Source organism: Sporolactobacillus nakayamae, assembly GCF_900113325.1.
GTDB lineage: Bacteria > Bacillota > Bacilli > Bacillales > Sporolactobacillaceae > Sporolactobacillus > Sporolactobacillus nakayamae.
Map to the genome: position 1 here is coordinate 71,248 of NZ_FOOY01000005.1, position 23,133 is coordinate 94,380.

The following is a 23,133-nucleotide window of genomic DNA, read 5'->3' on the forward strand; positions in this document are numbered from 1 at the left end:
CCTACAACCAATATACTCGATCCGTTAAATTTTGAAATCCGTATTTCCCGCAATTTTGAATTAATTTTTTTTGAAAACAAGGAGGAATTGGTTTTCACTATGTTGAAATTCCATATTGTGTCATAAATTGTCAAACACTAGGAGGCGGAGAACATGAATCAGAAATTGTGGGAATTGATTCAGGAATTAGCAGACAAATCACAAATTGGAACAGCAGAACTGGCAGTTGCAGGCGCTAATTTGGACTCGGAAGTATCTTCAGTCTTTAACAAGCACATGAGCAAAGGTGATGTAGTTAACGCTCCAATCGAGTGGGCCTGACTACCGATGATTCAAAGAGAACAAATTAGGAATTACTTAAAAAATTACCTAGTTCGCTGTCAGCTTAACAGCGAAATGAAAAGTTTCATTTCTTCTCTTTTGTGTCTAAAAGGGAAGATTTTTAATGACGAATCAGTCTTTACATGGGCTGAATTCTATTATTATTCCAGCTTGATCTTCGAATCTTCAGATGAGCAGCAGGTGTCCCATGTTGCCTGTTCTTCAGCTATTGAACTTCTTGTGCTTGCGACCGATATTCTTGATGATCTCACTGATGAAGATAATCAAGGTGAAATTTTGTCGAAATTGACTTATCCTCAAGCCGTAAGTCTGTCCAGTATTTTATTAATGGAGAGCTTTCATATAATAGGCAAATACAAAAGTCCTCACTCGCTTCAAGCAGTGGTTCGACAATTACGTGCGGCTGCCTATGGACAAGCAGATGATTTATCCTTTAAAATCAGCCATAATCACATTCCAACCGAACAGGAATACTTTAAGCATATTGACCGCAAATCGTCGTCACTGACTCGACTCGTTTTTCATTTGAACGCACCCGTTGAGGAGATCCCACTCTGGAATGAAATTGCCACCTATATTGGATATTCGGGACAGATTGGCAACGATGCTAGAGATGTATTTGATGACACAAAGAATGATCTTAGGGACAAAAAAGCAACGCTTCCATTAATTAAAGCGATTGAAGCAAGCCAAGCAAAAGATGGCGGGTGGCTGCTGAATCAGCTGATTTCTTCTGACTTAGGAATCAACCATGATGAATTAATGACCATTCGCGAGTACATAAAAAGAACCGGAGCTATTAAGTATTGTGAGATTCTTGCCGAAATCTATTTAAATAAGTCCATTCAACTATTGAAGCGATATCAAGAAACGAGCGTATATAAAGAAGGTTGCTCAAATCTAATCGCGTTTCTTGGAGATGATGACAATTAAACTCAAACTGATTTCTCTTCTATTACTTTTCTTCTTTGTTCTACTAAACATCTATTATACATATGCGTTTCTGTACGGAACTGATTTCAGTAAATTAGATGCTGACCCGATGCCCCAATTGCATCAGCTGATCATCCTTTCCGCAATCGGTTTCTTATTTGTTTGCAACGGGATTTATTGCTACATAGTAAAACCACATTCCATAATAACAGAGCGTTATTTTTACCTGATGTTTGCAGCAGGACTCACGATCAGCTCAGCCATTCCATCTGGCATAGAAAACGTAGTTGGGAGACCTTTAGAGATCGTTGTGGCACTTCTAACGACCCTGTTCTTGTTTCACTTTTTCTTACATTTTCCAGTTACCACAAAACCGAATTTTTTTAAACATACCTATGTCTTTTTAAGATGCTTGATTCTTTTTGTCGCTTCGGCCTATCTTCTGTCTATTATCATTTTTAGAAACATCTATAATCCATTAGCCGAATTGCTCCGATACTTTATAATTATTTTCATCATCTTTGCATTAACTCTTTGTTTCATTTTGATCATTTTGCTGCTCAAATCCAATTCTTCTATGGTCAAAAATCAGCTATATATTCTGATCAGCTCTTTCTTCCTATCTTTTTTTCCGGTCATTTGTTTCAGCTTAATTCCATACATATTCTTTGATTCACAAAATCACATTCCTTTTTACTACAGTATCATAAGCGTCATTATCTTTCCTTTTTCTGTAACCTACATGTTGACTCGTCAGGATATTATTGACGTACGTTTGAAAGTCATACCGATCATTTCAAAAATGGGAACAGGGCTTCTTTCATTGATTTTGACAAATGCGCTGTTTTTCGTGTGGTTTCAGAATCACCTAAACCCGTTTTATCGCATTAATCTGCTAATAATCACCGGTATTGTTTTATTTCATATTTTCAGTCGGCTTTTCACTTCATGGTCCAATCGACGCATGATCAATAAAGCTCAAGAAATCAAAAGAGAGAAACATCTGATTATGCAGCAAGTTTTCAATGGACAGCATCTGAAATCTTGCTCACGGTTAATTATCAACCTCATCCATCAAACCACTGAGATTAACGGTGCGTGCCTCGTGTGGAAACAAAAACAAATCCCGAAAATTTATTTTTCTACGGGTATTTTCACAAATGATGTGCTGACTCACGAAATTCTAAATCGCATCAATTACGAACAGAGAGAGCAAATTCAAAAAAGGTTGAGCGTAGTTATCCTCCCTTTTTCCGATCAGGGGACTATCAAAGGCTGGATCTTCCTTGGTCAGAAAAAGAATGGAGCACGCTTTGACAAAAACGAACGGACACTAATTGAAGGGATCTGTTCCGATGCACTTGATTTATTAAAGAGCTCGGTAGTTCTCTCCCAAATGGGCAGTGAACTAGAAAAGACACGCAACCAATCCTACTCACATGAACATTTTAATCGCCTATTAATGAATACTCTTGACGAAAATAAGCGAAATTTATCGATTTATCTGCACGATGAAGTACTTCAAAATGTTATACTATTGGAAAATAGAATCGACAGTTTGCACAGTTCGCATAAAATGGATGATTCCGCTTATCATGAAGTCAAGGAATCACTTATGAATACTATCTATGAAATCAGAGAGAAATCTCGTGAACTGCATCCCTTTATTGTGGAAGATCTCGGACTGGAACAGAGTGTCCAAGCAATAAAAAAGAGATTGCAAACGAACTATAATGTCATTGTCGATACGGATTATAAATTAGGTATGAAGATTATTCCCAAAACTATTGAACTTGCTGCCTTTCGCATCATTAAAGAATTGCTGTATAATTCGATCAAACACGCGTCCGCTCCCCTCGTCGCCGTTTCATTGAAGTGTGTGGATTGTTATTTGATCATTATAGTTAGTGATCATGGGAAGGGATTCGACCTGTCGAGCGCGTTAAACGCGACTTCCGGTCACATCGGATTACTTTCGGTGCAGAAGTCTGTTGATTTGATGAATGGTCTTTGTGAAATGAATACATCACCCGGTAATGGAACAACGATTCACATCACCTTGCCACTAGATTGGAATGATGAACGTGACAATCAATATCATCTTAATTGATGATCACCTGCTCATGCTCATGGGTTTAAAAGAACTGCTTGAAAAAGAAGCTGATTTTCATGTGGTGGCTGCAATGCCTGATCCTGAAAATCTGGAAAAAATCATTAACTCGCATCAACCTGACATTCTTGTGCTTGACGTCCGACTCAAGAATACGAACGGTATCGAGCTTACAAAGCGAATCAGACAGAAGGAATTTCAGCTAAAGATTATCATACTTTCCGGATATCACTATGACGAATATATTGAGGCATCCAAACAGGCAGGCGCTGATGCCTATGTTACAAAAGAAGAGACTACTGCGAAATTGGCGAACGTAATCCGACAGGTCTGCGAAGGTGAAAAGGTATTTCCCAACCTTCAACCGGAGCTCCCTAGTGAAACATTAACCTTGAGAGAACGCGACATTCTCAAATTAATTGCCAACGACATGACTACGAATGAGATCAGCGAAGCATTAGCTCTGAGCAAGCGGACTGTTGAATACCATATTTCGTCCATAATTCAAAAATTAGGCGCCGATTCTCGAGTTGGCGCCGTTGTCAATGCAATAAAAAAAGGGCTGTTGAATCTTTAAGTGCAGCCCATGATACACCTATTCAGCATCACGAAAAACAGTTATTCATGAAACAAATAATGCAGCATTTTCTGAGGATTTTCTAAGAAATGCCGCATCACAATATAGTGTTCCGTATCTTCATAACATGTTTTTTTCACTTCATCATCAGATAATAGGTAGATATCAGCGTCAGGATAAGCCATAAGCATCGGTGAGTGTGTTGCAATAATAAACTGTGAGTTCTGATGTACTAGTTCATTGATGCGTACGAGCATCGTCATGAGCTTCGAAGGAGACAAGGCTGCCTCGGGTTCATCCAAAATATAAAGACCATTGCCGCGAAAACGATTCAGCATCAAAGAAAGGAAACTCTCCCCATGAGATTGTTCATGTAACGATTTCCCACCGTACTGTTCTAAAAAAATCGGATCACCTATTTCGTCAATGTTTGATGCAAGATTGTAAAAACTCTCCGCTCTCAAGAAAAAACCGTCCTTGGGATAATCCGCTCCTTTGATGACTCTTGTCGCGCTGTATAAATTGGAGTGTGTATTATGGGTCGCAAAATTGAAATTTTTTGATCCGCCTTCAGGATTAAATCCCGCATTGACAGCCAATGCTTCTAATATCGTCGATTTTCCGGTGCCGTTTTCTCCAACAAAAAAAGTCACCTGGCGATGAAAAGAAAAGTCATAAAGATGGCACAAGGATGTAATAGTCGATAGGTAGCTGTCTTTATATTCCGGTGCATGATGATCGATACGAAAGCCTTTTATATAGAGTATGTCTGCCATTCGGACCACTCCCCGTTTGTCTTTTCATCTCCATTAGATTCTATGTTCTCCGTCATTCGATGTCAAAATCCGGTACAGCTCCGGTCTGCGATCACGAAAAATGCCCCACTCGAAGCGCTGTTCCTGAAGCTTGTCCAGGTCAAATTCAGCGACCAAGACTGTTTCACTTGTTCGATCTGCTTCACAACGTTTATTTCCCTGCGGACCTGCAATAAACGATGAACCATAGAAGGTAATCTGTGAATCTTCATCTGTTTCAGTGCCAACACGATTCGACGCAATGACCGGAATCAAATTTGACGCGGCATGCCCAAGCATACAGGCCTGCCAGTGATCTTTTGAATCAATCGAGGTATCATACGGTTCTGTGCCAATTGCCGTCGGGTAGAAGAGCAATTCAGCTCCCATTAACGTCATGCAGCGCGCGGATTCAGGAAACCACTGGTCCCAGCATATGCCCACACCGATTTTACCAAAACGAGTGCGCCACACCTTGAATCCGGTATCACCCGGGTTAAAATAAAATTTTTCTTCATATCCGGGGCCATCCGGAATATGGCTTTTCCGATAAATGCCAAGCACTGTACCATCCGCGTCAATCATCGCCATGGCATTATAAAGCGCGTTATTTTTCCGTTCATAGAAACTAATCGGCAGAACAACGCCTAATTCACCAGCTAGCTTTTTAAAATGAGCGACAGCACGGCTCTCCTCTATAGAATGGGCCAACGTGTAGTATTCTGTTTTTTCTTTTTGACAGAAATAGGGGGTTTCAAACAACTCTTGGAGCAAAATGATTTGCGCGCCTTTTGCCGCCGCCTCACGCACCAAGGCTTCCGCTTTGCGAAGGTTCTCATCAATCGTCCACGAACAGCTCATTTGTGTGGCCGCCACTTTTACTTTTCTCATGACACTTGACTCCTTTTCTCAGTTTGAACCGGCATTTGTTGCGTCGCGCAATGGATATTGCCGCCTTCCCGTATAATCGCCATACCGTCAACGGTTCGAATTCTGCGGTCCGGAAACAATTTAGCAAGAATATCCGAAGCCTGTTTGTCCGTTTCTTCAGCGTCTCCGCCAAATACGGGCAGAATAACGCCATGATTTACAAAATAGAAATTAAGATAGCTTAATGTCAGCCTTGAACCTTGATAGTAGCGCTTCGGCGGCTGAGGCACACGAATGATTTTAAGCTTTCTTCCTTTCGCGTCTACCGCTTGCTCTAGACGAGCGATATTTTCTTCAGTGATTGAAAAGTTGTCATCCGCAGGGTCATCACAAGATTGAATGAGCACCTTCCCCGGTGCGGCAAAACAAGCGATATTGTCGACATGACCATCCGTTTCATCCCCGGACAAACCATCCTTTAACCAGATCACTTTGTCTATGTTCAAGTAACTTCTAAGTTTTTCTTCAATCTGCCCGCGATTCATGTTCGGATTCCGATTCGGATTCAGCAGACATTGCTCTGTCGCCAGCAAGCTGCCCTCACCATCCACATGAAAGGAGCCGCCTTCCATAACAAGAGGCGCGTCAAGACGTTGAACATGCAATTGATCGAGAAGCGTTGGCGCTACCGCATCGTCTAAATCCCAAGGTTTATATTTCTCGCCCCATGCATTAAAGCGCCAGTTGATGCCTGCCAGTTGAGCGTACTGATTCTTAAGAAAGGTCGGCCCATTATCGCGCAGCCAAGAGTCATTATGCGGCACACATCTGAAATCGATCGCTTCATTCATCGGGTTCATTAGCTCTTCTATGATTTCCTGATCACCCGGATTCACAAGCAGAGTCACCGGTTCAAATTCCGAAATCGCGTTGGCAAAATTTGCATAACCGTGGCACACACGCGCATAATCCTCCGGATAACACATTGACGCGCGTACTGGCCATGAAAGAAATGTACGTTCATGGGGTTGCCATTCTGCGGGCATTTTGTAGTTTAATTCTCTAGGGTTCATTGGTTACCTCGCATCCATTTAAATTTTCCTAGTCAACATGTTATCATAATAACGAATAAGCAAGCGATAATTAACCTATATTTTTGACCAACAGAGTCTCTATCCAGAAGCGATCTTAATCGGTATGCATCCGCCTAATTTAGGGTATAGTGTTGGACAGGTTTCTATTATCTTCGCACTACCGAATCAGTGAAAGTGAGGGCCATTCATGCAGGATTGGATTGTACAATTCATGGAAAACCATGGCTACGCGGGCATTTTCTTGATGATTTTCTTGGAGAATGTGTTTCCGCCGATCCCTTCGGAAGTTATTTTAACCTTTGGCGGATTTATGACCACTCATTCTCGGCTAACCACCCCACTCGTGATACTCTGCGCTACTGCCGGCTCTGTCGCCGGAGCATCTGCACTTTATGCGGCAGGACATCTATTCAGTGTGGATAAACTGGAACGAGCCGTTAAACGCTGGGGCCGTATACTTCGTCTTAAGCCCGGGGATCTTTCAAAGGCAAGTGTGTGGTTCGAACGCTACGGTTACCGCGCAATCTTTTTCTGCAGGATGATCCCGTTGATTCGCAGTTTGATCTCCATCCCCGCCGGCATGGCTAAGATGAATTTTCTATTTTTTCTGCTCTATACAACAGCAGGGACACTTATTTGGAATACCCTTTTAGTTTTACTCGGCGCCTCTCTTGGAAAGTCATGGGTTAAAGTGCTCGAGTGGATGGATCTTTATTCACATATTACCTATGCGTTGATTGCTATCGCCTTCGCTGCGCTAATCGTCTACTGGATTAGGAAACGAAAAAATTAAAATGAGGTCTGCGAAGCACCAGCTTCCATTACACGCTTATGCAGTGGGAGCAGCAAGCCGTAAATGACGAGGTACATAATCCCTGAATAATATAATTTCCAGTACTTCAGATGAAAGTATTCGATGTGAATGGCGGCCAGTTCGATAGCAAGAGATAGCAAAGAAAACAAAAGCAACATGAACCACTTGTTCGACGCTGTCCGATAGTTTAGGTAAATAATCGCAAGCCCGGATGGAATAAAACTGATCGACAATAAGTCAGCCAGGCCAATACCATGATCGCTTCCGTAACGAAAGGCGTCGAAATAGATGGCAGAAGAGATATCCATAAACCAAGTTAAGGAACAAACCACACCGAATGTTGTATAAATCTGCAGCCAGGTTAACTGCCTTTTCTTCATGAATAGGATAAAAAGAATCAGTAAAGCTGCGAGCGAAATGGGATACCATACACCTTCAGCTTTCATATCCAGCCTACCAAAGATTAAAGACATAAAGCAAAGACTCCTTCTACTAGTAACTTTTTACGATTAGTATAGGGGTCACGTGTTTTTTCATACATGAGACATCTTTTTCAGGACTAAAAGACTACTATAATTCCTTCTTATAGTTTCCACGGAAGACACTGTTTTTTCCGCTTTTCTTTGCCCCATACAGTGCATTGTCACATGAAATATACAGATTTTCTATATCTGTATAGCGATCCGGTTTGAGTGTTAAAAGGCCAATACTGATTGTGTAATGCAGAGATTCATTAGGCAGATGAATCTTGGCGTGTGCGATTTCAGCCCTGATCCGTTCAGCAGACACAGTGGATTGTTCCTCATCAAGGCCTGGCATCAAAATTGCGAATTCGTCCCCTCCAAATCTGCTGAACAAATTGTCCGCTTCAAGTTGGGCATAGATGCGACGCGAAAGATCACGAAGCACGCGATCGCCAATATCATGTCCGTACGTATCATTGATTAATTTAAATTGATCGACATCAAACAGCAGGAAAGAAACTTTTTGTTGTTTCTTCGCGTATTGTCCAAGATATTGCTTCGTCTGTTCGAAAAAAGCGCGGCGATTTAATGTTTTCGTTAGATCATCATAATTAGCTAGTCGAACCAGCTCTCGATCCGTCATCTCTTTGAGCAGGAGAATAAAACCGGTGCCGCTTAAAATCGTTGACAAGCTAAGCGTAATAAACGTAAAGCTGTAAATGAAAGAGGTCTCCATCGCACCCGGTTCGAAGGCATGATACAACATCAGAGCGACAATGGCTCTGCCCAAGAAGATCATGATGAGCAGAAAATATAAAAAACCCATCAGACGCATTAAAGATGAACGCTTCGTTCCACGAGTCATCCGTATCACTGGTAAGACAAGCAGCGCTACCATACCGACAGAGGCGAAAGCCACTCGGATATTCATGTAATTGTACAAAAGGAGAATCACGTTGAATCCGATGACATTAATCGTTGTGATCCACATATAGAGGCGTCTAGTCGATTGTCTGTACCCGCGCGACAATTTGAGCAGGGCGACGGCCTCCAGCCCGCAGCCGATGAACAGAATACTGTTCGCTAGTGATACCGCAACGACATCGAAGGATCCGTTGCGAAAAAACGCAAGGATCCAAGAAATAGTTTGGAATAATTTTCCATAAAAGAATGTAGTTAATGTGTCATCATTTCGTTGTCGCCGCAAATATGCGCCAATCAGAATAACTGTGACTAAATTCCCGGTTACAAGAAAAGATAAAAACATTTTCATATCAAACAATAGATTCACGACCGATCATCTTATTCGTAAAAAAAAGCAAGATTGTCCATCTATTTTATCAAATCGTGTCGATTTCTCATATAAATCGCTAAATTTTTTGCAAAAAAAAACGGGGTGCACCCGGCCTTTACTTCCGCAGGATGTGGTGACTTTCGCGTTGCATACAGGACATACGCGTAGTAAGCGAAAGTTCCTTACATATGAAAGCCCCTTTGCTCCAAATGCCGTTTTGAATCATCAACCTTGTGCGTGAACAGATATTTCTGTTTCATACTGGTAGGAAAGTATAAGAAAACATTTAAAGGAAACGAGTGTAAGCGGTCCGAAAAAACGCCGCGTCCTGCGGCTCATCGGACACTAGGCCGTCCATGGCCGTCGCAACTAAGTCTTCGCCTTCGCCAGGGGTTTGGCGAAGCCAAGTTTTCTAATAAATCATTTTGGTCCTTAATTCGGTATCGCGGCCGGAATAAAATAAGCGGAGATTTTCCGGTTATTTGCATCATGATGCTTGTTTTACAGGTAAATAAGGGTAATTTTTCCGCTTATTCACAAAAAAACCCTCCATTTTCACATTTTTCGATTCGATAAGCGGAATTTCTCCGTCTATTTAAGCAATTTTTTCATTAATTTTGTAATTAGGCGGAATTTTTCCGTTTATTTCTCAGATTGGGCGCTTACCTGATCGCCCAACCGAATCTTATGGCCTTATCGTCGTACCGGCAAGGCAAAACGCTATTCTCTTTCTTTACTTGCAAAAAAATCACCCGCTAATATCGGATGACTAGTTAACAAATAATTTATAGGTCCATAGAACCAGAATAAAGCCTATCCTCCTTATCAATTCTGTGCAAAACACCTATACTGCGCTCTGATTGCTTACGATCAGCAGAGATCTCCGCAAGAGTCCGGCACCTGAGCCTTGATTCAGAATTTTGTTCCTCTAAAAAGGGCGTCTCAAAGTCAAAAACGGACTTTTGGGACGCCCTCACAATTGGTTCAAATGCGATTTAGTTCTGATCTGAACTCGAACTTGCTGCTTCTTGTTTCAGCTGCGGCGATAGTTGTTCATTCACTTTGAGACCCGCCTCAATGGCAACTGTAACGATCCGGCTCACCCATATTTCAGATTCATCAGGCAACAGGCCCTTCGCATACCATTCGCCGACCTGCTGACAGGCGCGTGGATAATGAAGCTCCGCAGCTAAGAAGAGTAGATGTAGACCATCTTCTTCATCTTTCGTGACCTCTTGTCCGCCAAACGTACCACTGAACCTGATTTGTGACAGCTCATAAATCGCTTCAGGATGATGCAGTGAGGCTGCCTCTTCAATCAATTTCAACCCGCGCTCCGGATTTTTTTCAATGTCTGTTCCTGTACCAAACGCCATGCCTACTTTGTAAAGGGCAGGACTGTATTTCTGTGCAGCACTGCGGAAAAGGTAGTCAATCGCGTCTTTACCAGTGATGCTCCAGTCGATGGTTGCGTCTTTTTTGCTTAAGGACCAAACCTCATATTGTGCAGACGGGAGCGTGCGTGCAGCCTTTACTAGCCACTGATAAGCGCGTTCCTTATTTATTCGTTCATTTTTCAACGTTTTGTATCCGGAAAGGTAATAGTAATAGAGCGCAAACTGTGCTTCAGGATAGCCCTGCGCCGCTGCAGCTTCAATGAGATGCTTCGCCTTATCAAGATCAGCTGACACATAGATACCGTCAAGCAGAACATTCGCAAATCGGTACATGGTCGGAGCATCGCCGCTTTCAGCCGCGGATACCAGATAACGCAAAGCCTCTCGATGCTCCATCATCATCTCATTTCCATGCTCATATTGATTCATTATCAAATCACACGCTCTTGGGTTCCCGGATGCGGCAAAGGATTTTAATAGTTCAAAAGCCTTAGCCCTATTCTTTTCAAAAAGTATATCTTTATAGCGTCCTTCGTAATAGCTCTCAAACTGCTTAATCTGAGCATCCCAATCCATTTGCTCAGCGGCTTGTCCCAGATACGCAAGACCTTTCTGATCATCCTTCTTTAAAAACTTGCCGTCTATGTACAAATCTCCGAGGCGTGTTTTCGCCTTAGCAAAGCCATGGTCCGCAGCATAAATCAGCCATTTCAAAGCACTTTCCTGTTCCATTAAAAACTCATTTCCATGCTCAAAATAGTGCCACAAATCATACGCCGCCTCAGCACCGCCGTGTTCAGCGGAGGCGAGGAGCCAAGCATATGCCTCTTTTTTGTCCCCGCGGACCGGTTGGCTGAGACTGGTTCCATTATACGAAATCTGGAACAATAAATATTCTGCAAGCGGTAATTTTTTCTCTGCAGCCTTCTTAAGGATCAAACTATATTCTACGGCCTGCTCACCTGATATAAAGATCATTTTTTTCTCATAGGCCTCTGCCAAAGCACGAACAGCCGCCTCCAATCCATCTTCAGCAGCAGACTTTAAGTAAGAAAAAACATCTGCGCCATGATACGAGGCACCTTCAGAAGTACAGCTGTATACATAAAGCATGTAACGCGCCTCAGCACTGCCGTTCGCAGCGATCTCTTCACACTTTTTCAGTGAAGATTCATCAGTTATTTTAGATGGAACTTCAGAGCGTTTCTCAGATTGTAGTTCTTTACCAAGATTCCTCGCTGCTTTGTTATCCAGACAATTCTGCCATTTTGCCGCTTCGTTTTTATCAGCCACGATATACCGTTGATCACTGTACACATCCTGTAACTTTTTCACAGCTTCCAGGTGACCCTTTTCCGCAAGCTTTTGAAGCAATGCGATCCCCATACTCAGTACTTTACTGTTTTCCGGGTTCTGATTGATCCAGTAGGCTGCTTTTGTCAATTGTGTTTCATCTGAGGATTCCGTTTTTAGATAATCATGCATGTGCTGATGTGAAAAGAATTCCAGTGTACCTTCTCGGTTCGCCATAAAACTCATTGTTTCATAACTCAGCACTTCACCGGTCACCGTGTCTTCCAAGCTGATTCTTGCAGTAATTAAATCACCATAGTTAAACTGCGGCATTGCCGAGTACGGAATAGCAACAATCATCTTATTCTGCCGGAGCGGCATTGTAAAATCGAGCTCTCCTTCGTCATTGCAAAAATCCGCACGTTCCGATTGTTTCGCTGCGCGTAAGGGACGTGTACCTGGCTCTTGAAAAAGTTGAATGCTGATCACGCGATGGCGCCTCAATCTCCGACTTGTCAATTCGCTAGGAACCTGTAGTGAAATTGTAAGTTTTGAAGCATCATCAGTTTCCAAATCGGTCAAAATAGGACTTTCTGAACTCGTTTCCATTGGCTTCTCCTCTTCACGGATAATTTTATTTGAACAGCGCAATCTCTTTGTCAGTGGGTCACCCCAGTAATAGGAAATCAGAAATAACTCAATCGTCTATTTCCATAATATCTCTATTTTAGATCGAAGCGAATGCCTGTACTATCCGTCTAACCGCCTGATACGCATCCACCTTTTGCGTTTGTTGGTCGGAAGAAGCACATCTATTTCAGTATAAATTTATTATTTTATAATTAAAAATTTTGAAATAATATTTACGAAATCTTTGTTGGTTCAAGAAGCTCAATGGAGATCTTTCTCCATTATTTTTGCGATTTGCTGCTCCGCTTCATGTTCGCTCTGATTTAAATGAGCGATAATCCGTGCCCGCCGCTCTGAAGAATTGTGCTGACTCAATTTACATGCACCTTCCATTCGGTCAATACGCATTTGGAACGCAACAATTCCTTTCAACAGTCCATCAATCATTTGGGTGGGGAGTTCATCCATTTGATACTTCTCATGCACACCTTCGTAGTTAGTGATCATTTTTTTCATTACATCCATGATCTCATCAGGATCACGCAACATCTCTACTTTCCCGTATACATGAACAGAGACATAGTTCCAGGTCGGTACCGCCTGATTAGTCTCATACCAAGTCGGGGAAATATAGCAATGCGGGCCCTGAAATACAGCCAACACTTCCTGATCGGCACTATCCTTCCACTGCCCATTCGCACGCGCAAAATGTCCGTACAACAAACCATGCTCCCGATCCAAAATCAGCGGTAAATGCGTAGCATACGGCATTCCTTCATGTTGGGAAAAGACTGTGGCAAAACTGTTTTCTTCGATGACTGCGAACATCGCATTTTCATCAGTCATGTTAAATTGTTTGGGACGATACATAAGTGCTCACCTCTTACAGAAAGAATAGAACTATGCTATTCTGTTGAAAACATCCAATTGGTCGATCAAAAGATCATCCAATTGCAATAATGGAGGGCGCGCACGATGCACATGAATAAAGTGGACAAAGAACGGATGCCTGTATACGAACAGATCGCCCGACATTTTGAACAGCAAATTATGGAAGGTACCCTTCGACCAGGAGAAAAACTGCCGCCGGAGCGTAAACTTGCGGAACAGTTAGGGGTCAATCGTACAACCGTTGTACACGCCTATGATCTTTTACGTTCAGCGGGGGTTATTCAATCTGCAAGAGGGAGCGGTACTCGAGTCGCTCAAGAGCAGTGGGGCGTTCGTCCCCTCCGCCTTCCGAACTGGCAAGCCTACGCCAATGGTGGTTCATTTCTACCGACGCTTCCCATCTCGCGGCGCCTTGCCGAAGTGCGTCAGCTCAACACATGTATTGACTTGTCAACAAGTGAATTGACTCAGGAAGACTATCCAATTGCAGAGCTTCAACAGATCATCAGAACCCTGCCGCTCAATTATTCACTTGGTTATCCCGATCCAAAAGGGTACGAACCGCTGAGAGCGGCCCTCAGTCAATTTATGAGATCAAATTTCAAAATGACCGCCTGCGCAGACACTATTTTAGTTACTTCCGGCGCGCAGCAAGCACTGCTGCTTATCACCCAGTGCCTATTAAATCCTGGGGATGCAATCGCCATTGAAAGTCCCTCCTATTTTTACGCGTTGCCATTGTTTCATTCGGCTGGTCTGCGTATGTATGGAGTACCTATGGACAAAGATGGGATAATTCCTGCTGAGCTCGAGCGTTTGCTACACAAGCGGACGATCAAGATGCTCTTCCTAAATCCGACCTATCAAAATCCAACAGGAAGTACGTTGACCGAACCGCGGAGAAGAGAAGTGCTCGAAATCTGTGAAAAATGGCAGGTGCCGATTGTTGAGGATGATGCCTACCGATCGCTTGATCTAGGTGACGAATTTCCTAGTCCACAGACCTTGTTCTCCCTTGATCATTCCAATGAACAGGTCATTTATATCGGTAGCCTCTCAAAGACTGTCGCTCCCGGTTTACGTGTCGGATGGATCGTCGCTCCTGAACCCGTGTTAAGCCGACTTCGCGACGCCAAATATCAGATGGATCATGGCTCGAGCATCGTCACGCAGCAAATCGCCGAGCACTATTTACGCTCCGGCATTTGGGAAAAACATATGGATACAGTACGATACCGCCTCGAAGAACGAAGGAGATTGATGATTGCCACACTCTCCGCAAACTGCGGGGATGACATCAGTTTTATGACTCCGAAAGGCGGATACCATCTTTGGTGCCGATTGACCTCCCCTGTTTCCGACGCCAAGCTGCTTGAATCCGGGATTGAACGCAGTGTGCTTTTTGTTCCAGGTACCGTGTATGGCGCGCACCCTAGATTTGTTCGTCTCAGCTATGCTTGTACAACGAATAATAATATTAGCGAAGGCGTGTTGCGTTTTATCCAGGCAGTGCGGCAGTCGTCATATACATGCCATGACGAAGGCTAATTTCGAAAAAACGGTTCATACTAACGTCGGGAGGTGCAAGGCCTTATGCGACTACTGATGTTGGCAGGTATCCTGCTTTTCGCCCAGCCACAATCACTTTCAGGCACTCTAACCATCACGTACCATGACCATACTATTGCTAAGATTCATCGTTCCCATTTTACATATCCTTTTGCATCCCTTTTGGATCAAGAAAAATATCAACTTTTGATTAACCAGCTTGATCGCAAGGTATATCAGGCGCCGGTAGACGCCAGAATCAACGGACAAGGAGCCATCGTTTCTGGAAAAACAGGACACAAACTTTACCGCAGCGTGTTTCAGAACAAATTTTACAGTTATTATTTCGGTCAAGGTACCGGTAAACTGCGCGCACCTTTAATCAAAGTATACCCAAGAGTCGATGCCGAACTGCTTTCCCAAATTCGTGATCAGCGTATTGGTCAGTACGTCACGTTCTTTAATTCCGGAAACAAAAGCCGAGCACATAACATTGACCTGGCCGCAAAGGCACTGGACAGCCAAGTTGTATTCCCAAATGAAACCTTTTCATTTAACAAAGCTGTTGGAATGCGGACGAAAAAAAAGGGCTATCTCTCCGCACCGATCATCGTCCGAGGAGAATTTTCCGAAGGGGTGGGCGGCGGGATCTGCCAAGTATCGTCTACACTTTTTAATGCGGTTGACCGCGCCGGGTTGAAGATTGTGGAACGCTACTCCCATAGCAGACGTGTCCCATATGTGCCCGAGGGACGCGATGCCACGGTCAGCTGGTACGGACCGGACTTCCGGTTTCAGAACACCTCCAACCAACCGATTCTAATCCGGGCGCATAAATACGGCGGCAGCATCTCGTTTGCATTGTACTCTTCCGATATGATCAATGTTGCCCCACGCAAAGTGCCGAACGCATCCACGCACTTGCCAAAGGAGATCAAGCAGGAGAACGAAGTCCAGCATTCGAGCAAGCCGTAATTCGCTAAATGATCAGCCTTCTCTTTCTAATTGCTTCAGCATTACAGAGAAGAAAGCGATACAAATCACGGTCCACTACTCTTCGTTCAAAAAATAGAAAATCGGCAGAAAAAATTTAGAAATTAAAAACTGTAATTGACAAAAGCAGATGACAGTGATTAAATGGAACATAACCTAATCGAGAGGAATAATAAAATGAAAAAGTTGCAAATGGCTCAAACATACTATTATGGCTTCTATTACTTTAGATAGTTCGTATCCGCTCTGGATACGAACGCAAACGCGTAAGTATCTAGAGTTGGGAAGCTATTTTGGTCTGACCAACTAGATGCGTAAGATTAAATCTAATTGGTTGCCATGACAATCCGGATCTTTTTATTTTCCTGACGGAAACACGTAACCAGTTAGATTAATCATCTGACTGGTTATTTTTTTCACTTTTTTCGGGAGGAAATGACATATGAACGTAATGACGAAAGCAAACAAAATCAGACTAAGTATTTCTTTATACCTGAACTACTTCGTTCATGGTATCGGACTATTAATTTTGACACAAAATATGAGGCCGCTCAGCAGCGAATGGGGTACATCGATCGCAACTGTTTCCTACGTTATTTCCGGCGTCGGCATTGGCCGATTGCTCGCCTACTATCTTCTTGGCAGCCTGTCTGATCGCATTGGTCGTAAAAAGATTATTCTCTTCGGGATGATCAGCTACTCTATCTTTTTCATCGGAATCCTTTTAACCAAGGATTTTAAAGTCGCTTACCTGCTTGCGATTCTTGCCGGGGTCGCGAACTCAGCACTTGATTCGGGGACCTACCCTACCTTTTTGGAGATGAATCGCAATAATGGCGCGGCGAGTATTCTCATCAAAGCCGCGATGTCGATTGGAGAATTTGTCCTGCCTCTCTACATCGGCCTGAATGAAAATCTAGGCGGCTGGTACGGGCTAAGCTTTATTTTTGCGGCTGCGCTCCTATTGATCAATGCCGCACTGATCAGCCGATCGCAATTTCCATTGCAGGTAAAACCTGAGAAAACCGAGCAGCATCGCTTATTTACTAAAGGGAAGCTGTCAAAAACAAAGGTCGGTTTAGTCGCCATTTTGTCTTTATATGGCTATACATCAATGGCCGTGATGATTCTCTTTACCCAATGGATCACACTCTACGGAATTGATGTATTGCATATGAGCAATATGCAGGCGCATTTTCTCCTGTCGCTTTACAGCGTCGGATCAATTGTCGGCGTTTTGATCGTCTTCACTATTTTAAAAAGTGCACTGGTCAAAGAGGGCACATTAATGGTCATTATGAACGGTCTCTCGCTTCTCTTTCTTTTAACCGTTTGTTTTTCATCCAACCATCTATCGGTCACCGTCGCATCCTTCTTCTTCGGTGTCACGGCAGCGGGAGGCATCATGCAGGTCGGTTTGACTATTTTCAGTTCCATGTTTCCTCACGCTAAGGGACGGGTTACGGCAATCTTTTTTTCTTTCGGAAGCATCGCGTCATTCACGGTACCCATTTTTACCGGCCTGCTGTCTACTAGTGGAACAGCATACGCCTTGCGCAGCGACCTTGTGATCGCGTCATTTTCGTTCGTTCTCTGGATCATCGGTCATCGACTGCTCTCTCTTTCAAATGACCAAACAGGTTATGAGACGGAGCGCAGCCAAATCAATTTTATCGATTACTGGATTCTTAAACTACTTCAATGGCGATTCAAACTTGCCAAATCAATCGGAATGAAAAAGATGAATCAAGGCCAGCAAGTCTTAGATCCTTTTCGGGAAAAAGAAATTATCTCGAGGATTGATCAGCGCGTAAAAGATCATGAGAATCGTGACCATTACCAGGAAATTTTCCAAACCATCTTAACAAATTCAAAGCAATGTCAAACGAACTTGCAGGAGAAAGGAAGAGTTAAATGATTTATTTTACAGCAGGAGAGTCGCATGGTCCGCAATTAACCGGCATTATTGAAGGGTTCCCAGCCGGACTCCACTTGTCCATTGAAAAGATCAATCAGAAACTAAGTGAACGGCAAAAAGGCTACGGGCGCGGTTATCGCCAGAAGATCGAAAAAGACCAAGTCAAGATCACCTCCGGCGTGCGCCACAGTATCACCTTGGGTTCACCGATCACATTAACCATAACCAACATTGATCACAAACACTGGAGTGAAATTATGGATCCGATCAATAAGCCCGATCCGGAAACGAACCTGCGTGAAGTGAAAAACCCGCGTCCCGGTCATGCTGATCTGGTTGGCGGCATGAAATACGGGCACCGGGATCTGCGCAATGTGCTTGAGCGCTCATCCGCCCGCGAAACAGCGATGCGCGTTGCCATTGGCGCTGTCTGCACGCAGCTTCTGAATGAGCTGGGCATCCAAATCGCCGGTTATGTTCGACAAATTGGTCCCATTGAAGCTGATAGTGACCAGCTTTTAACTCCTGATCAAATTGAACAGGAAATCAGCCGCAATGATCTTCGTATCGTCGATCAAGATAAGGTTGAGCCGATTCATGCGTTTATTGATCAAACCAAAAAGGCAGGAGACACGTTGGGAGGAATCGTCCGTGTCATTGCCAAAAATGTCCCGGCCGGATTGGGGAGCTATACTTCATGGAACGAGAAACTGGATGCCAAAATTGCGGCGGCAGTCATCGGTATTAATGCATTCAAAGGTGTGAGTTTTGGCGATGGCTTTGACTTGGGTACAAAACCAGGCAGTCAAGTAATGGATCCTATCTATTGGGATCAAGACCAAGGCTGGTACCGGAGCAGCGATCATCTCGGCGGATTTGAAGGCGGCATGACAAATGGAATGCCACTGATTATTAACGCGGCCATGAAGCCGATCCCTACCCTTTACAAGCCGTTGCATAGTGTTGCTATTGATACAAAAGAGGAACATAAAGCCAGTATCGAACGCTCAGATGTTACGGCGATCGTACCGGCATCGCTTGTTATTGAGGCCGTCGTCGCAATCGAGCTGTGCAAAGCCATTTTAGACACCTTTGATTGCGCAAACATGGATCGCCTGAAAAAACAGTATCGCGATTATTGTGATGAGTTGAAAACCTATTAAGGAGAGCCTGCCGGTGATCATTCATACTCTGGGACCTGAAGCGACGGACAGCTATCGTGCCGCACGGTATTATCAAAGCGCGCATCCCGGTGACATCCGGATCGTGCTTCATGACTGTTTTGAAGGTATTATCGAGCATTTTGATGACTATCAGGGCGATTATTTTATGATCCCTGCTGCTTTTAAATCATGTCATGAACATCTTGATTGGGCGGACATTCACTATACCCACTTGGATCAATTGAAGCTTGTCACTTGCTTTTGCTATGCACTTGATCCGCTCGTGCTGGTTCGGCGCCTAGGAGCAACTATGGATGCCGCCTATACGCATCCGTCGACCGTCGCCTTGTTGAAGAACTATTTACGCTCCATCCAAGATCAGTCTGTGATTCATTATACCGACAGCAAATATTTGGCGTATCAAAACTACAAGGCAGCCAATGCACGTTATGTTATTACCAATCAAAAAAATGTTCAATTAGGCAACAATGAAAAAGTTGAGCGCACCTACACGCCGGACATGGTCTGGTGTCTCTATCAAATTTTGAAAAACAGGTGATCACATGAAAACCCTAAGAACAAATCAGCGGCAAGGTCTTCAAGGCGCACTTGAGGTACCGGGAGATAAAAGTATTTCCCATCGAAGTATTATTTTGGGTGCGATCAGCAACGGTGACACGGAAATCACTCATTTTCTTTCTTCAGAGGACTGCCTGAGAACCATGCAGGCATTTGAGGATATGGGTGTATCGATTGAACGGACGAAAGATCGCGTTCTCGTGCATGGCGTCGGATTGAATGGACTTCGTCAACCAAAACATGCGTTGAATATGGGCAACTCAGGAACCACAACGCGGCTGATGCTCGGATTATTGAGCGGGCAGCCCTTCACCACAGAATTATTTGGCGATCAGTCACTAAGCAGGCGGCCAATGAAGCGTGTCACCGAACCGCTCAGCCAATTAGGCGCGCGTTTCAAAGTGACCGGGGACGGACGACTGCCAATCACGGTTTACGGCTCGCAGGAACTCAATCCCGTTGACTACCGACTGCCGGTCGCCAGCGCTCAGGTAAAAAGTGCGCTGATCTTAGCAGGACTATGTTCAAACGGAACATCAACCATTATTGAAAAACAGCAGACCCGCGATCACACCGAACTCATGCTGCGCGCGTTCGGCGGAGAAATCGAGAAGCAAGGGCTGACACTAAAGGTAGCTGGACAGCCGAAGCTTATCGGTCAACCTATACGGGTACCGGGAGACCTGTCATCAGCCGCATTTTTCATCGCTGCAGCCACCCTCGTGCCGCGCAGTGCAATTACGCTCCATAATGTTGGACTGAACCCAACCCGTACCGGTTTTCTTCGTGTCTTGAAACGAATGGGTGCAGACATTACCGTTCAGAACCGTTATGATCATGCGGAGCCTTCAGGTGATCTGCTCATACGAAGTGCGCCTCTGCATGCGATTGAGCTTACAAGCGACGACATTCCGAGCGTCATTGATGAACTGCCTCTGATCGCTCTCTTGGCGACTCAGGCTGAAGGAACAACGAAAATTACCGGCGCTGAAGAACTGCGTGTCAAAGAAACAGATCGCATCACCGTTGTAGCTGCTGAACTGCGAAGGCTTGGCTCAGAAATTACAGAGCTTCCTGATGGGATGATCATTCAAGGCGGAACATTACTTGCGCCGCAAGAAACCGATCAGGTGGACTCGCACGGAGATCATCGGATTGGCATGATGCTGGCTGTAGCTGCCTTGCTTGTCAAAAGCGAACTGGCATTAGCCAATGCATCAGCAATCAATATCTCGTATCCCGATTTTTTCGCTGATCTGAATCGACTCATTCCGGCAAGAAGGGCTGCTCTATGACGAAAACAATTGTCATCGACGGTTTAGGACTCATCGGCGGCTCTATCGCTTTAGCGATCCGGCAACAGTGGCCCGAGCACAAAATCATCGGTGTCGATATTAATCATCAATCATTGACGTACGCAAAGGAAAGAGGGATCATTGATAACGGATTTACACAACTGCAAAGCTATGCCGAAAAAGCCGACATTATTCTTTTAGCAGCACCGGTCTCCATCATTATGGAACATATGGAGCAGCTGGCACAGATGCAGCTGAAGCCGGAGATCATCATTACTGATGTTGGCAGTACCAAAAGGCAAATCATGACTAAAGCATCCGTATTTGTCGATCGGGGTATTCATTTTATCGGCGGCCACCCAATGGCCGGTTCGCATAAAACAACCATTACGGCATCGAGGGCTGATCTTTTTCAGAGTGCTTACTACTTCTTAATTTCCGATACGCTAAACGATCAGCGGGCCCAAAAGGCAGCAGATGAACTGCAGGCATTACTATCCGGCTTGAACGTCAAATGGCAGCTCGTTTCGGCGTTGCAGCATGACCAAATTGTTGCTCAGATCAGCCACTTGCCGCATATTATCGCATCCGGACTAGTCAACATGGCGCAGAACGAATTCAGCGGATCGACTTTATCTTTGAAACTAGCTGCCGGCGGTTTTCGAAGCATCACCCGAATCGCCTCCTCTGATCCGGACATGTGGACGGACATTCTTTTAAGCAACCGTCAGACACTGATTGACAAAATCGACACGTTCGGCGATCTGTTGGAGCACGTCAAAGAGGCGCTCCATGCATCAGATCGCCCTGCCATTCGCAACTATTTTCAGCGTGCCAAAATTACCCGAGACAGCATCAACGCTCAAGCTTCCAGTCATGCTCCTAATTTCTATGATTTATTTGTCAATATTCCCGACCGAGTAGGTTCAGTCGCCGAGGTGACGCGCGTTTTGGCAGACGCAAAAATTAACTTAATCAACATTCATATATTGGAAATCAGAGAAGAAATTAATGGCGTTCTTCAATTGTCCTTTTCCAACCAAAATGATCTTGCGGATGCGACGTGCGCACTCAAGCAGCATGGACTGTCCGTAATACGAGGTGAATAACTAATGGTACACAGTATACTCGTCGGTTTTATGGGAAGCGGCAAAACAACCGTCGGACAACTCTTGGCGGAACGTCTGAACTGCCCCCACCTCGATTTAGACGCGCTCATTGTCGCGCGTGTTGGAAAATCGATTAATCAAATTTTTGCGGAACATGGCGAAGCATACTTTCGTTCATTGGAAGCGGAAATGCTTGCCGGTGCGTTCAAACGCGAGGGCATTCTGTCCACCGGCGGAGGCACACCTGTCCGCCCTAGCAATCGCCGTTTATTAATAAATTCCGGCATCCCGGTCGTCTATTTAAAGGCATCTCCGGAAGTGATCATCAATCGGCTGCATGGGGATCAAAGCAGACCGATCTTTCAAACATTGGACAAGAAGAAATTGACGCAACTTCTGCATGAGCGTGAAAACGCCTATGAGCAATCGGCAACAATTCGGTTGAGTACCGATCATAAAGAGCCGTCCGAAATCGTCCACACTATTTTGAAAAGCATTGGTGCGTCTGTTCAATGAAAAATATGCCATTTCATCGGGGTCAGCAGCGCTGTGATTTTCGCTGCACCATTTTTTTATGATGAAAAATCGTGTATCATTTAATTTGAGGTGATTTGATGCGCAAGACTTTATCTGTTGTTGCCGCAATACTAGAAAACGAGAATAAGGAAATTCTGTGTGCTCTGCGTTCGCCAAAAATGTCGATCCCTAACCACTGGGAATTTCCCGGCGGCAAGATCCAAGATGGCGAAACACCTGCAGAAGCTATTGAACGCGAAATCAGAGAAGAACTGAAATGCTCTATCGAGGCTAACGAAATTTTTCTCACCAGTCATCACGACTACGATACGTTCTCCATTGATTTGACTGCCATTAGATGCAAGCTTGTAGAGGGGTTCCCAACCGCACAGGAACATTCCAAGCTCATTTGGTTAAAAAGAGAAAATCTTGATTCGCTAAAATGGGCACCGGCCGATGTCGCAACAGTGGAACAACTGATTAAAGAACAGTTATAACTATCTTTGAAT

The 23,133-nt window shown here is 44.2% G+C and carries 21 protein-coding genes; 14 read left to right on the forward strand and 7 right to left on the reverse strand.

The features are described from left to right. Positions 1-153: 153 nt before the first annotated feature. The 4 genes from BM003_RS17545 to BM003_RS03905 all read left to right on the forward strand — a co-directional run bounded on the left by BM003_RS17545 (position 154) and on the right by BM003_RS03905 (position 3,962). Positions 154-321 carry a hypothetical protein gene (locus BM003_RS17545; protein ID WP_177184631.1) on the forward strand — a complete coding sequence of 56 codons (168 nt, stop codon included), beginning with the start codon at positions 154-156 and terminating at the stop codon, positions 319-321. A 75-nt stretch (positions 322-396) separates the two neighbouring features. Continuing rightward, on the forward strand, positions 397-1,275 hold the full coding sequence (locus BM003_RS03895; protein WP_177184632.1) for a polyprenyl synthetase family protein: 879 nt from the start codon (positions 397-399) through the stop codon (positions 1,273-1,275). Further along, entirely contained in the window at positions 1,265-3,385 is a 2,121-nt protein-coding gene (locus BM003_RS03900; protein ID WP_177184633.1) for an ATP-binding protein, read from the forward strand. The genes BM003_RS03895 and BM003_RS03900 overlap by 11 nt, the downstream gene beginning before the upstream one ends. Beyond that, positions 3,360-3,962, forward strand: coding sequence for a response regulator transcription factor (locus BM003_RS03905; protein WP_177184634.1), 603 nt, complete (start codon positions 3,360-3,362; stop codon positions 3,960-3,962). Before BM003_RS03900 ends, BM003_RS03905 begins: the two co-directional genes overlap by 26 nt. 41 nt (positions 3,963-4,003) lie before the next feature. On the opposite strand, the gene BM003_RS03910 is transcribed toward BM003_RS03905, so the two are convergent. Genes BM003_RS03910 through BM003_RS03920 form a run of 3 tightly spaced genes read right to left on the reverse strand, consistent with a single transcriptional unit; the run spans position 4,004 to position 6,699 of the window. Further along, the gene (locus BM003_RS03910) at positions 4,004-4,738 is read right to left on the reverse strand and encodes an AAA family ATPase (RefSeq protein WP_093670314.1); all 735 of its coding nucleotides are present in this window, start codon (positions 4,736-4,738) and stop codon (positions 4,004-4,006) included. A gap of 33 nt (positions 4,739-4,771) precedes the next feature. After that, the gene (aguB, locus tag BM003_RS03915; RefSeq protein ID WP_093670316.1) at positions 4,772-5,647 is read right to left on the reverse strand and encodes an N-carbamoylputrescine amidase; all 876 of its coding nucleotides are present in this window, start codon (positions 5,645-5,647) and stop codon (positions 4,772-4,774) included. Further along, positions 5,644-6,699: an agmatine deiminase family protein gene (locus tag BM003_RS03920; protein WP_093670318.1), complete on the reverse strand. Its 1,056-nt coding sequence runs from the start codon at positions 6,697-6,699 to the stop codon at positions 5,644-5,646. The genes aguB and BM003_RS03920 overlap by 4 nt, the downstream gene beginning before the upstream one ends. A 208-nt stretch (positions 6,700-6,907) precedes the next feature. On the opposite strand from BM003_RS03920, the gene BM003_RS03925 reads away from it, so the two are divergent. After that, the gene (locus tag BM003_RS03925) at positions 6,908-7,513 is read left to right on the forward strand and encodes a DedA family protein (protein ID WP_093670320.1); all 606 of its coding nucleotides are present in this window, start codon (positions 6,908-6,910) and stop codon (positions 7,511-7,513) included. Here the strand turns inward: BM003_RS03925 and BM003_RS03930 are convergent. From BM003_RS03930 to BM003_RS03945, 4 genes are all read right to left on the reverse strand, one after another. Beyond that, positions 7,510-8,007, reverse strand: coding sequence for a hypothetical protein (locus tag BM003_RS03930; RefSeq protein ID WP_093670322.1), 498 nt, complete (start codon positions 8,005-8,007; stop codon positions 7,510-7,512). The two genes, BM003_RS03925 and BM003_RS03930, sit on opposite strands and share 4 nt — an antisense overlap. A gap of 97 nt (positions 8,008-8,104) precedes the next feature. Continuing rightward, complete coding sequence (locus tag BM003_RS03935) at positions 8,105-9,289, reverse strand: GGDEF domain-containing protein (protein WP_093670324.1); 1,185 nt, start codon at positions 9,287-9,289, stop codon at positions 8,105-8,107. Between the two features lie 998 nt (positions 9,290-10,287). After that, positions 10,288-12,591, reverse strand: coding sequence for a tetratricopeptide repeat protein (locus BM003_RS03940; RefSeq protein WP_093670326.1), 2,304 nt, complete (start codon positions 12,589-12,591; stop codon positions 10,288-10,290). Positions 12,592-12,873: 282 nt separating this feature from the next. After that, positions 12,874-13,482: an FMN-binding negative transcriptional regulator gene (locus BM003_RS03945; protein ID WP_093670328.1), complete on the reverse strand. Its 609-nt coding sequence runs from the start codon at positions 13,480-13,482 to the stop codon at positions 12,874-12,876. A gap of 105 nt (positions 13,483-13,587) precedes the next feature. Between BM003_RS03945 and pdxR the strand changes: the two genes are divergently transcribed. The 9 genes from pdxR to BM003_RS03990 all read left to right on the forward strand — a co-directional run bounded on the left by pdxR (position 13,588) and on the right by BM003_RS03990 (position 23,121). Then, positions 13,588-15,051, forward strand: coding sequence for a MocR-like pyridoxine biosynthesis transcription factor PdxR (gene pdxR, locus BM003_RS03950; protein WP_093670330.1), 1,464 nt, complete (start codon positions 13,588-13,590; stop codon positions 15,049-15,051). Positions 15,052-15,096: 45 nt separating this feature from the next. Beyond that, complete coding sequence (locus BM003_RS03955; RefSeq protein WP_093670332.1) at positions 15,097-16,026, forward strand: VanW family protein; 930 nt, start codon at positions 15,097-15,099, stop codon at positions 16,024-16,026. A 460-nt stretch (positions 16,027-16,486) separates the two neighbouring features. Further along, a complete protein-coding gene (locus BM003_RS03960; RefSeq protein ID WP_245734035.1) occupies positions 16,487-17,962 on the forward strand; it encodes an MFS transporter in 1,476 nt (491 codons plus the stop codon). Continuing rightward, on the forward strand, positions 17,959-19,125 hold the full coding sequence (aroC, locus tag BM003_RS03965) for a chorismate synthase (protein WP_093670334.1): 1,167 nt from the start codon (positions 17,959-17,961) through the stop codon (positions 19,123-19,125). The genes BM003_RS03960 and aroC overlap by 4 nt, the downstream gene beginning before the upstream one ends. A 13-nt stretch (positions 19,126-19,138) precedes the next feature. After that, positions 19,139-19,684: a type 2 periplasmic-binding domain-containing protein gene (locus BM003_RS03970; protein ID WP_093670336.1), complete on the forward strand. Its 546-nt coding sequence runs from the start codon at positions 19,139-19,141 to the stop codon at positions 19,682-19,684. 4 nt (positions 19,685-19,688) lie between these two features. Then, on the forward strand, positions 19,689-20,999 hold the full coding sequence (gene aroA / locus BM003_RS03975) for a 3-phosphoshikimate 1-carboxyvinyltransferase (protein WP_093670338.1): 1,311 nt from the start codon (positions 19,689-19,691) through the stop codon (positions 20,997-20,999). After that, complete coding sequence (locus tag BM003_RS03980) at positions 20,996-22,108, forward strand: prephenate dehydrogenase (RefSeq protein ID WP_093670340.1); 1,113 nt, start codon at positions 20,996-20,998, stop codon at positions 22,106-22,108. The genes aroA and BM003_RS03980 overlap by 4 nt, the downstream gene beginning before the upstream one ends. 3 nt (positions 22,109-22,111) lie before the next feature. Beyond that, a complete protein-coding gene (locus tag BM003_RS03985; protein ID WP_093670342.1) occupies positions 22,112-22,624 on the forward strand; it encodes a shikimate kinase in 513 nt (170 codons plus the stop codon). A gap of 98 nt (positions 22,625-22,722) precedes the next feature. Then, positions 22,723-23,121 (forward strand): (deoxy)nucleoside triphosphate pyrophosphohydrolase, encoded by a 399-nt coding sequence (locus tag BM003_RS03990; RefSeq protein WP_093670344.1) that lies wholly within the window; start codon positions 22,723-22,725, stop codon positions 23,119-23,121. Positions 23,122-23,133 lie beyond the last annotated feature (12 nt).

Bases quoted from the DNA above. Each gene is read 5' to 3' on its own strand.
- BM003_RS17545 (WP_177184631.1), top strand. From the start codon at position 154: ATGAATCAGAAATTGTGGGAATTGATTCAGGAATTAGCAGACAAATCA.
- BM003_RS03895 (WP_177184632.1), top strand. From the start codon at position 397: ATGAAAAGTTTCATTTCTTCTCTTTTGTGTCTAAAAGGGAAGATTTTT.
- BM003_RS03900 (WP_177184633.1), top strand. From the start codon at position 1,265: ATGACAATTAAACTCAAACTGATTTCTCTTCTATTACTTTTCTTCTTT.
- BM003_RS03910 (WP_093670314.1), bottom strand. From the start codon at position 4,738: ATGGCAGACATACTCTATATAAAAGGCTTTCGTATCGATCATCATGCA.
- aguB (WP_093670316.1), bottom strand. From the start codon at position 5,647: ATGAGAAAAGTAAAAGTGGCGGCCACACAAATGAGCTGTTCGTGGACG.
- BM003_RS03920 (WP_093670318.1), bottom strand. From the start codon at position 6,699: ATGAACCCTAGAGAATTAAACTACAAAATGCCCGCAGAATGGCAACCC.
- BM003_RS03925 (WP_093670320.1), top strand. From the start codon at position 6,908: ATGCAGGATTGGATTGTACAATTCATGGAAAACCATGGCTACGCGGGC.
- BM003_RS03930 (WP_093670322.1), bottom strand. From the start codon at position 8,007: ATGTCTTTAATCTTTGGTAGGCTGGATATGAAAGCTGAAGGTGTATGG.
- BM003_RS03940 (WP_093670326.1), bottom strand. From the start codon at position 12,591: ATGGAAACGAGTTCAGAAAGTCCTATTTTGACCGATTTGGAAACTGAT.
- BM003_RS03945 (WP_093670328.1), bottom strand. From the start codon at position 13,482: ATGTATCGTCCCAAACAATTTAACATGACTGATGAAAATGCGATGTTC.
- pdxR (WP_093670330.1), top strand. From the start codon at position 13,588: ATGCACATGAATAAAGTGGACAAAGAACGGATGCCTGTATACGAACAG.
- BM003_RS03955 (WP_093670332.1), top strand. From the start codon at position 15,097: ATGCGACTACTGATGTTGGCAGGTATCCTGCTTTTCGCCCAGCCACAA.
- BM003_RS03960 (WP_245734035.1), top strand. From the start codon at position 16,487: ATGAACGTAATGACGAAAGCAAACAAAATCAGACTAAGTATTTCTTTA.
- aroC (WP_093670334.1), top strand. From the start codon at position 17,959: ATGATTTATTTTACAGCAGGAGAGTCGCATGGTCCGCAATTAACCGGC.
- aroA (WP_093670338.1), top strand. From the start codon at position 19,689: ATGAAAACCCTAAGAACAAATCAGCGGCAAGGTCTTCAAGGCGCACTT.
- BM003_RS03980 (WP_093670340.1), top strand. From the start codon at position 20,996: ATGACGAAAACAATTGTCATCGACGGTTTAGGACTCATCGGCGGCTCT.
- BM003_RS03985 (WP_093670342.1), top strand. From the start codon at position 22,112: ATGGTACACAGTATACTCGTCGGTTTTATGGGAAGCGGCAAAACAACC.
- BM003_RS03990 (WP_093670344.1), top strand. From the start codon at position 22,723: ATGCGCAAGACTTTATCTGTTGTTGCCGCAATACTAGAAAACGAGAAT.